Below are 13,936 nucleotides of genomic sequence, written 5' to 3'. Positions count from 1 at the left end.
ATCCAGGACTCCTATTTGATTGCGTGAAAAAACTCGCTCTCAACTCGAAATGGCTGATTTCCTACTCCCTACTCCCTGCCCAGGCAAATAAGTTCAAAAATCAAATCCGATTGCTATATACTTGTCAAATACAAAGTTAATGGTATATCTTTTTGCAATCAAGCGTCATCATGCCTTTTGATTGATGAATTCCCCAAATTTACTATATGAGGTCAAAAATGACTACTTCTTCTCATATTTCCCTATTGCAGAAGACCGCAGGTATTACCTTATCCAAGCCTGTGCAGGTAACGCTCTATATGCTGCTATCTTCTTTAGTTATCTGGACTGTATTATTTTCTACTTATCCTGCGGTTCATAATACAGCACACTCAGCACGTCACCACACTTTAGGCGTTGCATGTCACTAAATTATCATAATTTCAAGATTTTTTAGGTGCATCAAGTAGGGGCAATTCATGAATTGCCCCTACAAATAAAATCAGGGTTTCGGCTATTGTTTGCCATCTCTACATCACCTAACTTAATTTAAAATAATGTCTGATTTATGAATAATTCTTTTACTTAGTAATAAGAATCTGGAATAACTTTCATCCACTGCTATTAAAATTTTAGTTGCACCTGATTTTTTACGTCATGTGGAAAAGACCACGAAAAACCTAACCCCCTAACCCTCTTCCCGTATCGGGAAGGGGGAAAATTCAAAGTCTCTCTCCTTTTAGGAGAGAGATTTAGAGAGAGGTCAGCAGTTGCAAAAATTACATGAGTTTCACATTTACCGGAAGTTTTTATGAAAAAATATCGGCTTTTTGGAGTTATCAGCGTTATTTGCATTACTTTGTCAATTCTTTATTCCTTTGTAGGAAATTCCCAAATTCTTACATCCAGAGTGCTACTATCCACCAACCCACCTTTAGAGCGGATTATTCCCTTTGAAGCAGAGGCAGAAAAACCGCAATCTCCTGTTACCCTAAAGTTACAAGCTATTGATGCTGCGGGTAAATCGTTAGAAAATACTAAAATTAGCTTGCAAATTTTGACACCTAATCGGAATCCTTGGTTAACAACTGATTTCCCCATTGTTGAGGGAACAAAGTTGTTACAAATGGATGCCATCGCACCTGATGGAAAGCTAGAAATTCAGCAGATGTTACCCATCCGTGGGAATTACCAACTGTTAGTTAAAGTGTCACCTTTGGTAGCAAATACTTTTGCGCCTTATGAACAAACTTTAAATTTAAATGTCCAAGAAAATCCAATTAAATATAAATATTTTGTTGTTATTGCAGCTATCTTGCTATCACTTGGATTGTTGGGTGGTTGGGTTATTGGTGGACAAGAAGAACTCCAACAAGGAGAAATTGCACCACAGTCAGTTCGCCTTTTATTAAGTGCATTGACAGTGGTGGCTATAGTAACTCTATTAGTTATCAACATTAGTGCAGAAGTTGCCGAAGCTCATGGCAGCGAACACCATTCAAATAGTACCGAAGCGATTGCACCATCATCTCAAAAATCTCAAGGATTGGAAATTAACCTTGGGGGAGATAAAAACGCAACTGTCGGAAAACTTGCGAATTTAACGCTACAAGTGAAAGATAGCGCAACCGGAGAACCTATTAGAGATGTAGCGTTGCAGGTGAAAGCGATCGCTACAGAACATAATTTAACAGTCTTTGATTACAAAGGTATTCCCGACGAACAAGGGAAGTTAACATGGCTAGAGCAATTTTTTGATGGTTCACCCCATAAAATCGAGGTGGAAGCAACTCCTCTACCAGGATCTAGCCGTCAATTTGCCCCAGTGAAGGTAGCACAAGAAGTTGAAGTTGAAGCGATCGCACCACCAATTTATATCCGATTGATTGGTTTATTCTACTTTACAGCCTTTGTCGGCATTGGTATGGCGATCGGATTGCTAATACAGCACCGACGAACACCACAAGTAAGGGAAAGTTAGTAATATCAGTCTTTTAGTCAGAATTCCAGCCGATATAACAATGTGCATTAAGTTAAGTAGCTCAAATTAATATAAAACTTCACCTTGCCTCCAGCTTCCCTCCCCTTACCAAGGCTACGGTGTACACACAGGTGCTGTCCACCATACGTTTCAACTTTTTTACCCACATTTTTGTCAGAGTTAAACTGTCACACTCACTGACATCCCGCCCAGAACTAAAGTTCAGTGCTAATAGCTGAAGTCCCTTAAGTGGACTAGAACGATCTAATTTAGTCCACAAAGCGTGGACTTGGGCTATGAGACTCGGAATTCATTCCGAGGCGGGATAGAAACGTAGTGCGAGATTTATTAATAAAGATATGGCTGTGACAAGACTTGTGTGTACACAGTAGCCTTACCAAAGAAAGGGATTGAAGGTGAGGTTTTATCTTATGTTTAATTACGCCTACCTACTTAACTTTTAGACTAGCAAAAAATAAATTATCCAAAATTATTTGTATATTTCTAGGGACGCAAGGTTTTGCGCCTCGGAGATAGGATGTTTTTAAACTGGAAGTCTCTTAAGTGGGCAAGAATAAATTAAAGTATCTGACGCAGTGTAAAATTAATTAAATTAGCTAGTAGTAAGCGGCTTCAGCCCATATTACAGTTACCACAGCAGAAATTAAATTGAAAGTGGGTAATATTATTGATGTTTATATTTTTGCCTCTTATTTCCTTAATTACTATTTTTTTGTTAATTAATAAAAAACGTACCGATTGGCGTGATTCGCTGATATTAGCAATTACTTACTGGGGAATTTTACTCACTACAATCACCGAACTTTTGAGTCTTTTTAAATTAATTACTTTTGGCTGGATATTAGGAACTTGGGTATTGATATCTATCACATTAATTTATATATATTTTCGGTTAAATCACCAAATAATTCCAGATTTAGAGCAAAGAAATTATTCTCAAATAAAGAAAAATATTAAAATAAAACCCTTCGTAAATTTATTATGTGGAATAGGTTTCGTTGTAGCAACAGTTGGATTAATTGCCATCATAGCGCCACCCAATAATTGGGATTCTATGGACTATCACATGAGCCGTGTTGCTCATTGGATACAAAATCATAGCATTGCCCATTATCCAACAAGTTATACTCCACAGTTATATCAAAACCCTTGGTCAGAGTTCGTGATTTTGCATTTTCAGATTTTAAGTGGTGGTGACTACTTCGCTAACTTAGTCCAATGGTTCAGTATGATTGGCTGTATTATTGGAGTGTCATTAATTGCAAAACAACTAGGAGCAGATTTACGAGGTCAAGTTTTCTCTGCGGTTGTAACTGCAACAATTCCTATGGGAATATTGCAAGCCTCAAGCACTCAAAATGATTATGTAGCTGCATTTTGGGTAGTTTGCTTTGCTTACTACTTACTATCAACTATCCAAGCAGGAAAAAGTGATATTTGGACGAATTCATTTAATATTGGTAGTAGCATAGGATTAGCTATTTTGAGCAAGGGAACTGCTTATTTTTATGTATTTCCCTTCTTGATTTGGTTTGGTTTTTACTTAGTTAAACGCTTACGGTGGCAAGCATGGAAGGCTGTTTTGATAGTAGGAAGTATATCTTTACTGCTTAATATTAGTCACTATTTACGCAATTATAATTTATTTGCTTCGCCACTTGGTGAACCGGGTGGCTATCGTAATGAAATACTAGGTGTTAATATACTCATTTCTAATATACTGAGAAATATTGCCTTACATATAGGAACACCGATTGGTTTCTGGAATGGAAAAGCGAACAGATTAATTCAACTTATACATATATTCATCGGTGTAGATTATAACGATCCTCGGACAACTTTTTCCCAGACATTTTTTGTACCAGGAGGTTGGTCAACAATTGGGATAAGTGGTAATGAAAATAGTGCTGGTAATTTATTACATCTAGCGCTGATAATAATATGTATGATTATTTTTCTAACTCGAAAATCTCTCCGTAAAGAAAGTTATATTTTTACTTATCTCATTGCTACCGTATCTACATTTTTGATATTTTGCTACTTACTAAAATGGCAAGCCTGGAATAGTCGTCTGCATTTACCTTTGTTTGTATTAATTTCTCCTTTTGTAGGTGTTGTGTTATCTAAGCTGAAAAAGCAAAAAATCGCAATTTTTATAGTAACATTTCTGTTAATCTCATCATTACCGTGGGTATTTTTTAATAGGTATAGACCTATTATTGATAGCATCAATATATTCCAAACCCCCAGAATTGAGCAGTATTTTAGTAATAGACCATTCCTTAAAGGTACTTATACAGGAGCAGTTGAGTTTTTAAATTCCAAAAAATGCTCGACTATTGGGCTATCAATGGGAAATGACCCTTGGGAATACCCTTTCTGGGTACTTTTGCAGCAAAATAATCAAAAAACATTTAAAATTCAACATATTAATGTAACTAATATTTCGGCTAGTTTAGAAAAAGAGGCTTCCTATAAAGATTTTGATCCTTGCGGGATTATTTCAATGGAAACTAAAAAAAGTAAACAAAAGAAATCTCAAGAAATTAATTTTAAAGATAAAACTTATGTCCGAGCTTGGGATTCTCCAGAACTTGGTGTATTTATTAAGTAGAATTTTATTATTTACAAGATCCTAAAATTAAGATTTACTCAGAAGTTAAGAAAGTAATGCTGACAAAAACTACTGTTGAAAAAATTCTTGACCGTGCCTTGATGGGATACGACTTATCTCTCGAAGAGGGAGTGGTGTTGTTACAACAAACAGACGAGGAGGCGATCGCAGCGATACGTACTACATCCGACACACTCCGCCACACTCAAGCAGGCGATACGGTTACATACATAATTAATCGTAATATCAACTTTACTAATATTTGTGAGCAGCACTGTAGTTTTTGTGCTTTCCGTCGAGATGATGGTGATGTCGGTGCATACTGGTTAGATTCGGCGCAAATTTTAGAAAAAGCGACAGATGCAGTGCAACGGGGTGCGACAGAAATCTGTATGCAGGGCGGATTAAATCCACAAGCACAGATAAATGGTAAATCTTTGCCCTATTATCTCAAGGTTGTAGAAACCATCAAACAGGAATTTCCCCACATACATCTCCACGCTTTCTCTCCCCAGGAAGTCGAATTTATCGCCAGACTTGACGGACTTGGGTATGCTGATGTCATTGCTGCTTTGCGCGATGCTGGTGTTGACTCAATGCCGGGAACAGCAGCTGAAGTGTTAGACGATGAAGTAAGGCGGATATTGTGTCCAGAGAAGATTAACACAGCCACTTGGCTAGAAATTGTCAGCACTGCTCACAAATTAGGCTTGCATACCACCAGCACCATGTTATCTGGGCATATTGAAACCCACGAACAGCAAATCGGGCATTTAGAAAAATTGCGATCGCTCCAACAAACCGCCATTAATCAGGGATATCCAGCAAACATCACAGAGTTTATTTTATTACCCTTCGTTGGGCAAGAAGCGCCCAAACCCTTACGTCGCCGTGTCGGACGCGATCAACCAGTTTTGAGTGATGCACTGCTGCTAGGCGCTGTGGCGCGGATTTACTTAGGTAATTGGATTCCTAACCATCAGCAGAGTTGGGTGAAACTGGGGCTTGCAGGTGCGACATCCGCCTTAGTTTGGGGTTGTAATGATATCGGTGGCACATTAATGGAGGAGCATATTACCACAATGGCAGGTGCTTTGGGTGGTACATGTATGGAAGTGGAAACTTTGGAAAATGCGATCGCTTCTTTAGGAAGACCTTACCAACAACGCAATACTCTTTATCAAAAAGTTAGTAGTTAAGAATAGCTTTTATCTCTATGTTCTCTGCGCCTCTGTGATGAAATAAATTACGTTTAAACAGCAGAAGTGCAGAGAGTTCAGAGATAAATAAACAATTTATAGGAACATTAATCAAATTGAATTAAGTTCAGGTTAAGAATATATGATAAAAATTTCAAGATTACCCTTGTAGGTAAGATAATCCTGATTTTGTGTTAGCAAGCTCTAATAATTTAGAGGTGGATCATTATGAGAATTTTGATAGTTGAAGATGACGATCGCATTGCTAAACCATTAGCCGAGTTTTTAAGACGACAACACCATATTCTGGATATAACAACCGATGGTTTTACAGCCTGGGAATGGTCGCAGTCAGGATTATATGAGCTAATTTTATTAGATTTAATGCTTCCTCAATTAGATGGAATCACTTTATGTAAGCGTTTACGCGCTACTTCATCTAATGTTTTGATTTTAATGCTGACGGCACGAGATACAACAGACGATAAAATTATCGGACTCGATGCTGGTGCTGATGATTACTTGGTTAAGCCATTTGAACTAAAAGAATTAGCAGCACGCATCAGGGCTTTAGCTCGAAGAACTCCAGAGATTCGTCCCCAGATTTTAATCCACGGTGATTTGCAACTAGACCCAGCAACTCAACAGGTTACTTATGCAGGAAATATCATATCATTAACTCCTAAAGAATATATGATATTAGAATATTTTTTGATAAATCCCAATCAAGTTATCACTCGTTCTGCAATTTTTGACAAACTGTGGGACTTTGATAAATCTTCGGGAGAAGGAAGTATTAAAACTCATATTACAAATTTGCGGAATAAACTTAAAGCATCTGGGAGTTCTGAGGACTTGATTGAAAATATTTATGGCATTGGTTATCGTTTAGGACACAATTAAACTAATTCGTAATTCGTAATGACACTCCTACGTCGCTAACATAATTAAGTTTTTTTTTTGTTATGGCTACATCAGTTTGCCAATCCAAATTTAGATAATTTAATGCTGTTTTTTACAAATCTTGGTAATCCTAGTACAGTGGTTATAGTTGCAGGTATTACTGTTTTATTACTTTGGTGGCGACGTTACCAAGAAGAAGCAAAATTTTTTGTATTTGCTTGCTTAGGAGGGTTAATTTTAAATACAGGGCTAAAGTTGTTTTTTTCTAAACCTCGCCCGCAACTGTGGCATCAATTGATTGCTGAAAAATCTTTTAGTTTTCCTAGTGGTCATGCACTAGGCTCTGTTGTACTTTATGGTTTTATTGCTTACGAATTGGCAACTCACTATCCTAATTTTGCCAAATTTATTTACAGTTTAACTGTTATTTTCATTGCTGCTATCGGGATCAGCCGCTTATATTTAGGAGTTCATTGGCCCACAGACATAATTGCAGGTTATGGAGTCGGTTTTTTGTGGCTAATTATATGTATTACGATGCTTAAATTGCAAAGATTGAGGCGATAAAAGTTAGTTGATTAAATCTTTAAGTGTGTACACCGAAGGAGTTGCCGTTGCTAAAGTCTCTTGCAAAGAAGGCATCTGGGTGAGAATTATCTCATCAGATTTTTTAATCACCCGATTTTTTTGCCCAATATTAAGCTGTTACGTATATAACTTGCATTATCAGGGCGGGCAGGATGCCCACCCCACAATCATCTTGAAAAAATATTAGTGCAAATTAAAGGCGCAACAGCTTAGTTGTAAATGAGCGCCTTTTAGCGAAAAAAACAGTCCAGCCTACTCTTTACTTCCCCATTCCCTACTCAATTGATCCCCAAGTTACCAATCCAAGATACGATAGACGTTGATTTACGTATTCTTTTACTTAATGCATATGAAGCGCTATTGGTCGCGTTTGCTTGCGCTGGTTTTGGTTGTATCTATCGGCTTAATGGGCTGTTCTGGCAGTCCAGATAGTTTGACTGGGGATTATCGCCAAGACACCTTAGCTGTGGTCAATGTTATGAGACAAGCTCTGGATATATCACAAGATTCACCAGAAAAAGCAGCAGTTCAAGCAGAAGCGCGTCAAAAAATTAATGACTTTTCCGCTCGCTATCAGCGAGTTAACTCTGTTTCTGGTCTTGGCTCTTTTACAACCATGCGAACAGCCCTCAACTCCCTGGCTGGACACTACAGTTCTTACCCAAATCGTGCAGTACCCGAAAAACTCAAAAATCGTTTAGAGAAGGAGTTACAGCAGGTAGAAGCAGCGCTAAAGCGTGGCGGTTAATTCTTAACTATTGCCTACTACTCCATCATCAAGAGTCAATACTTTTGGCTCTTGATTACTTTGTCAAATTAATATAAGAGTTTTAAATTTTCACCTAAACTGATTGACACTTTTATAGCTAAAAGCTTTGTCACAGTTCAACTTACTTCGTCTCCATCCAATTTTCACCAACACGCGCATCCACCAGCAACGGCACACTTAACTGGACTGCATTTTCCATCACCGACTTAATTTGCGGTTGTAATTCTTCCCATTCATGAGGGGGAATTTCAAATACTAATTCATCGTGAACTTGCAACAACAAACGCGCCTGATAGTTCTTCAAAACCTCATGCAATCTCACCATTGCAATTTTGATAATATCAGCGTTGGAACCTTGAATTGGTGCATTAGCAGCAGCGCGTAGTAAACCTGCATCAAAAGGGCCCAAATTCTTCAATTTACTCAGATCAATATCTTCTGGGTTACTGCCTTTTAATTTGCGTAAACTGTTATTAGTAAAGTCAAAATAACGACGGCGACCGAAAATAGTTTCTACATAACCAAGAGCGATCGCTTCTTTTTTCACTCGTTCTAAATATGCAAATACTTTCGGATATCGTTCATTAAACCGCTTAATGAACTCGTTGGCAACGGTCTTATCTATCCCAGTTGAGCGCGAAAACCTTAGAGAACCCATGCCATAAATCACACCAAAATTGATAGTTTTTGCTATCCCTCTTTCTTCTGAGGTTATCTTTTCTTTTTCAAATACTAACCGCGCCGTAACAGTGTGAACATCTTCATTTTGCTGATATGCTTGCACTAATATTGGCTCTTGACTCAAATGAGCCAAAATCCGCAATTCAATTTGTGAATAATCAGCAGCCACCATTAACCAACCAAGTTCTGGCAAAAACGCCTTGCGAATTTGGCGACTAAAAGCTGTACGAATGGGGATATTTTGTAAATTCGGATTAGAAGAAGATAACCTACCAGTTGATGTTGCTGCTTGGTTAAAATCAGTATGCACCCGTTGGGTATCTGGACGCACCAATGCAGGTAATGCATCAACATAAGTAGACTTTAATTTAGATAGAGTGCGATACTCAATTATCGCCTCAACAAATCCAGTCTTATCATCTTCTTGGAGTCTTTCCAGGGTTGCTGCATCTGTAGAGAAGCCCGTTTGAATTTTACGAGAATGTCTAGTACTTAACCCCAACTTTTCAAACAAAATTTGGCTCAATTGCTTCGGAGAACCCAAGTTAAAATTTTCCCCAGCTATTTCAGTTGCTTCCTCTTTCAACCTGGCTAGCTCAGTTTCTAAATGCTGCGAAAGTTCTTGCAAATAAGCTGAATTAATGCGAACACCCGTATATTCCATTTCGGCTAAAACCGCTTCTAGGGGCTGTTCTACTTCCACTAATAGCTTAGACAAAGTGGGAATTTTATCAAGTTCCTCACGCAATTTCGCCACTAACCCAAAGGTAGAATAAGCATCCATACCGCAGTAATCTGCTACCGCAGGAATATCTATATCAGCGATGGTTTTGCCTTTAGGAACTAAATCCAAATAACTTTTTGCTATCAATCCCAAATATCGCTGCGACAAATCCATCAAATTATGGCTAGAATCTGGATTTAGAATGTAACTTGCCAGCATGGGATCAAACACTACTCCCGCCAAATTAATTCCTTGACATTTTAAAACTAAGCGGTCAAATTTTGCATTTTGTAGAGCTTTAGGATAATCAGTACTTTCGAGAATTGGGCGTAATGTTTCTAGCGCCAAATCTTTATGCAAATTTTCCCCAGTTTTGTGCCCCACAGGAATATAGGCTACCTCATCTGGTCTCGTTCCCCAACAGCAACCAATTCCTACTAACTCAGCATCTCTTGGTTCTAAAGCAGTAGTTTCAGTGTCCCAAGCAACGGGAGTCTCTGGGTTAGTGAATGTTTGCAAAAGTTCCACTAACTCAGTTAGTTTTGCTTCGCTGTTAATGATGCGTGGTGTAATTGGGGAAGTAGATTGTTGTGTAACTGCGGCTGTATCACTAGCACTGAAAAACCACAAATCATTATCTTCATCAGCACTGAATTCTGAGTTAGTATTGGGGTTACTTGCATCTGTTTTGGCTTCTTGTTTGTCTTCGACTTTGCCACCAAAACGTTGCTGAAGATCGTTTATTTTACCTAAAAAAGACTTGAATTCTAATTTTTCTAGAATTGGTGCTAAAACGTTTGTATCAAAGCCTTTTAATTTGCAATTTTCTAAATCAAATTCTATAGGAACATCTAAAACTATGGTTGCCAAATAGCGAGACTTCTCGGCATCTTCTTTACCCGTTGCCAGTTTTTTCTGAGTTGCGCCTTTAATTTCATCTAACGCAGCATAAACACAATCAAGTGAACCATAAGTATTTAACAGCTGCACTGCTGTCTTTTCGCCAATGCCCTTCACACCAGGAATATTATCGGATTTATCACCACAAAGAGCTTTAAAATCAACAATTTGTGAAGGTAAAACCCCCATTTTTTCTTTGACTTGTTCTGCTTCAAATTCCGTGATGCTATTTGTAGAGCGTTTTAGGGCATCTGGACTAAAATTCAGAACAGTGATTTCTTTATCAGAGTCAATTAGTTGAAATAAATCGCGATCGCCAGTGAGAATCTTCACCCTATACCCAGCAGCAGTTACTCGTTGTGATAATGTTCCCAAAACATCATCTGCCTCATAACCAGGGGCAGTGAAAATTGGTAGATTAAAGCCATTGAGCAACTCATGCAGGTTTTCTAAGTCGGGAATGAAGTCTTCTGGCGTTTCTTTGCGATCGGCTTTATAAGTATCGTCAGCTTCATGGCGAAAAGTGGCCTCACCCAAATCAAAAGCGATCGCCATTGCTTGGGGCTGTTGTGTTGCCATTACCTCTAGCAGGCACTTCACAAAACCAAAACATATACTGGTAGGAATGCCCGTTTTAGTACGCAGCCCTCCATCTCGCCCTTTGGCGAAAGCAAAGTATGAACGATAAGCCAACGAGTGTCCATCTACGAGGATGAACGTGGGGCGTGTTGCGGTTGCAGAAGTGATTTCAGACATAGCCCTATTTTAGCCAGAAGCTTTGTCACATAGTTAGCAATTTCCGGTGCTAGTTCAGCTTTGCTTTGGCAACAATAGCGTAATTTTTGCGTACTAAGGGACTTCTAAATAAAAAATATCCAATTTTTTCCACTACTCACCACAGTCTGCTAGAGCCTGTTAACCTCTAACTGGAACTTAAAATCTAGGAAATTATGCAGAAAGCATCTGCTACACACTTGGCATCTACTGAGCATCAGTCTGCTACAAAAGACATTAAACTACTAGTTTTGGATATAGATGGCACGATCGCAGGGCATTCTAACACCATCAGCGAAGCTGTAAAGCAAGCTATTATTGCAGCGCAAGCACGAGGAATTCAAGTAGCGATCGCAACAGGTCGAATGTATCGTTCAGCCTTGCGCTTTCACCAAGATATCGGCTCTACCCTACCACTAATGGCATATCAAGGAGCCTGGATTCAAGATCCGATCACTCAAAAAATTCATCGCCATTTTCCTGTTTCCAGGGAAATCGCCCACCAGTTACTCGACTATTTTGAACAGCCTGAGTTGCGATCGCTCTTATCTGTCCACTTCTACATCAACGATCAACTATACGTCCGTGAAGTAACCAGAGAAACCCAAATTTATGCAGAACGTTCTGATATTACCCCGATTCCTGTGGGTGATTTGCGCCTAGCCTTAACGAATGAACCGACAAAAATTCTTGCTTTGTGTGATGACACAGATGTGATCGACAAGCTATTGGGGAATTTGCGCCGTCAATACACACCTGCTGAACTTTATCTCACAACATCTGTTGCTACCTTCTTTGAAGCAACTAACGCCTCTGTGAATAAAGGAACTGCTGTACGTTACCTAGCCGAAGAATTGCTGGGATTAGAGTTAGCAAATGTTATGGCAATTGGCGATAACTTCAATGATGTAGAAATGCTGGAGTATGTTGGACTTGGTGTAGCTATGAGCAACGCACCAGCAGGAGTACAAGCGATCGCGCAGTGGGTAGCTCCTAGCGTAGAGGAAGATGGAGCAGCAGTAGCAATTGAAAAGTTTTTGCTGTAATGAGGGTACTTTTTCAAACCTAACCCATATAAATCAGAAAGGACACCGACGACTGGCCGTGTTTCGTCTCGGTGTCCTAGCTGGTTCGCTCCTCACACACCTGTTAATGTAGCTGAGGTGATGCATTGAGTCAATAGATATATAAAAGTTTTTATTTTTGCCTAAGCGACATTACCGATTCATAACTCCAAGGGCGCAAAAACACCCAATTCTTCCTCTAACACAAATCTTAATACTGACTGAGTAGCCATAAGCAATCCGAGTCTGGCTTGGGCTAACTCTGGTGAAGTAATTTTCACCTCACCCCAAATCCGACAATTACACCAAAACTTTTCAAAAGCTTGGCTCAAACTCAGCGCTACTTTTTCCCATTTCACAGAACCCTTAACATCAGGGCATTCTATATTGTCTACCACTTGTATTAACTCACCAATTAGACGACGCTCATCTGGGTGATTTAGCCGCAATGTTCCGTCACCATTGAGCCAAGGTAAAGGCTTAGGAGAGATAACACTCCAAAAAGCTGGACTAGTATTTGGAACTGGTTCTCTAAGTTTAATCAATCCCTCTCGATCAGCCAGAAGCACTAGCGAACAGCAACGTGCATGGGCATATTGAACAGCAAACAAATTAGGTATTGGGCATGGAGAAGAGGCAGAGGGGCGGGGTGCAGGGGGCAGAGGGGAATGAAGAGGCAGAGGGGCGGGGAGCAGGGGGCAAAGGGGAAAATTCTTCTCCCCTACTCCCTGCTCCCTGCTCCCTGCTCCCTGCTCCCTGCTCCCCTCTACAAGACTTTGTAACCAAGTCGCTAACGTCGAGTTAGTTAATTCAAAATGTATCAAACCAGGGGGAACTATTTTAATGCTAAAAACGTCCCCACAGATCCCTGATATATCTGAGGCGATCGCACTGGCAAGTTCCATCGCTTTTCGATTCTGAGATTTTGATAGTCCCAGAGACACACTTGAGGTGTATAAAATTCTATTATTATCTCTACCTTTGTGTAGAGGAATTTTATCATCTTTTATGCATTCATTTTCTGCTTTATAGGTATCAATGCTTGGTGACCTTATTAAATAACTGTACACTAACTGTTTGGTTGACGTATATTTGCTAACTCGTATTGTATAATGCACGTAATATTATTTAAATCATCATGTAAGATATATTTGTTACTTTTTTGTCATCTGTCTTGCGGTATAAATTTAATTTAGATAAAGAAAAATGAGAAGAGGATAAAATTTGATGAATAATCGATGAATAGTAAGTAAACTTTACTACCATCATTGTACAGTAGGAAGTATAACAAAAGAGTAGAGAGTAATTTACTTTCTATTCTTTGGATTGGCTGGCGCTGTTAGGCGTTATGCCTGCCTTGCCAACACAAAGACACTCCTTGCACCCTTTTATTTACGTCTTTGTCTTCAGCCGAACGCTCTTTGTTACCTATGCAATCTCCATCCTCCTTTTCTGAGGCATCACGGCCTTTTTTAACTTGGCAACGCATTCTTGACTGGGCTCAAGAACACTACCGCTGCCGTACCTTTAGCAAAGATGAGCGCATTCCAGCCCGGCCTGGATTGCTATATTTGGTGCAAAGGGGTGCGATCCGTATGGTAGGAACCGCCCAAGTTAGCGCGACTGCCAGCCAGCTAACGTCTCGACGAATTAACAGAACCCCAGAAGAAGCGTTCTTGGGTTTTGTGGGAGCGGGACAGCCATTTGAAATTGTTGCTCAATCACCATTCACACTCCAG

9 protein-coding genes and 2 pseudogenes are annotated in these 13,936 nt (G+C 39.4%); 9 read left to right on the top strand and 2 right to left on the bottom strand.

The window, feature by feature from the left end:
- Positions 1 to 218 precede the first annotated feature (218 nt).
- The 7 genes and pseudogenes from V7K25_RS29705 to psb27 all read left to right on the top strand — a co-directional run bounded on the left by V7K25_RS29705 (position 219) and on the right by psb27 (position 8,033).
- The gene (locus tag V7K25_RS29705; RefSeq protein WP_335163211.1) at positions 219 to 410 is read left to right on the top strand and encodes a CbtB domain-containing protein; all 192 of its coding nucleotides are present in this window, start codon (positions 219 to 221) and stop codon (positions 408 to 410) included.
- Positions 411 to 790: 380 nt separating this feature from the next.
- Positions 791 to 1,960: a hypothetical protein gene (locus V7K25_RS29700; protein ID WP_335163209.1), complete on the top strand. Its 1,170-nt coding sequence runs from the start codon at positions 791 to 793 to the stop codon at positions 1,958 to 1,960.
- A gap of 691 nt (positions 1,961 to 2,651) precedes the next feature.
- On the top strand, positions 2,652 to 4,595 hold the full coding sequence (locus V7K25_RS29695) for an ArnT family glycosyltransferase (RefSeq protein WP_335163207.1): 1,944 nt from the start codon (positions 2,652 to 2,654) through the stop codon (positions 4,593 to 4,595).
- A 56-nt stretch (positions 4,596 to 4,651) separates the two neighbouring features.
- Entirely contained in the window at positions 4,652 to 5,794 is a 1,143-nt protein-coding gene (gene cofH, locus V7K25_RS29690; RefSeq protein WP_442948132.1) for a 7,8-didemethyl-8-hydroxy-5-deazariboflavin synthase subunit CofH, read from the top strand.
- Between the two features lie 228 nt (positions 5,795 to 6,022).
- Positions 6,023 to 6,697 (top strand): response regulator transcription factor, encoded by a 675-nt coding sequence (locus tag V7K25_RS29685; protein WP_335163206.1) that lies wholly within the window; start codon positions 6,023 to 6,025, stop codon positions 6,695 to 6,697.
- A 54-nt stretch (positions 6,698 to 6,751) separates the two neighbouring features.
- Positions 6,752 to 7,264, top strand: a pseudogene (locus V7K25_RS29680) (phosphatase PAP2 family protein); the annotation flags it as partial.
- Between the two features lie 364 nt (positions 7,265 to 7,628).
- A complete protein-coding gene (psb27, locus tag V7K25_RS29675; RefSeq protein WP_181985056.1) occupies positions 7,629 to 8,033 on the top strand; it encodes a photosystem II protein Psb27 in 405 nt (134 codons plus the stop codon).
- Between the two features lie 142 nt (positions 8,034 to 8,175).
- Here psb27 and polA read toward each other — a convergent pair whose 3' ends face one another.
- On the bottom strand, positions 8,176 to 11,115 hold the full coding sequence (polA, locus tag V7K25_RS29670; protein ID WP_335163203.1) for a DNA polymerase I: 2,940 nt from the start codon (positions 11,113 to 11,115) through the stop codon (positions 8,176 to 8,178).
- Positions 11,116 to 11,309: 194 nt separating this feature from the next.
- Between polA and V7K25_RS29665 the strand changes: the two genes are divergently transcribed.
- Positions 11,310 to 12,179, top strand: a complete 870-nt coding sequence (locus tag V7K25_RS29665) for a Cof-type HAD-IIB family hydrolase (RefSeq protein WP_335163201.1) — start codon at positions 11,310 to 11,312, stop codon at positions 12,177 to 12,179.
- A 179-nt stretch (positions 12,180 to 12,358) separates the two neighbouring features.
- Here V7K25_RS29665 and V7K25_RS29660 read toward each other — a convergent pair whose 3' ends face one another.
- Complete coding sequence (locus V7K25_RS29660; protein ID WP_335163199.1) at positions 12,359 to 13,102, bottom strand: DALR anticodon-binding domain-containing protein; 744 nt, start codon at positions 13,100 to 13,102, stop codon at positions 12,359 to 12,361.
- 525 nt (positions 13,103 to 13,627) lie between these two features.
- Between V7K25_RS29660 and V7K25_RS29655 the strand changes: the two are divergent.
- A pseudogene (locus V7K25_RS29655) lies at positions 13,628 to 13,936 on the top strand (Crp/Fnr family transcriptional regulator); the annotation flags it as partial.

The organism is Nostoc sp., from assembly GCF_036919495.1.
GTDB lineage: Bacteria > Cyanobacteriota > Cyanobacteriia > Cyanobacteriales > Nostocaceae > Nostoc.
The sequence above is the reverse complement of the archived record's forward strand: the minus strand, read 5'-3'. Positions and strand labels throughout refer to the sequence as shown.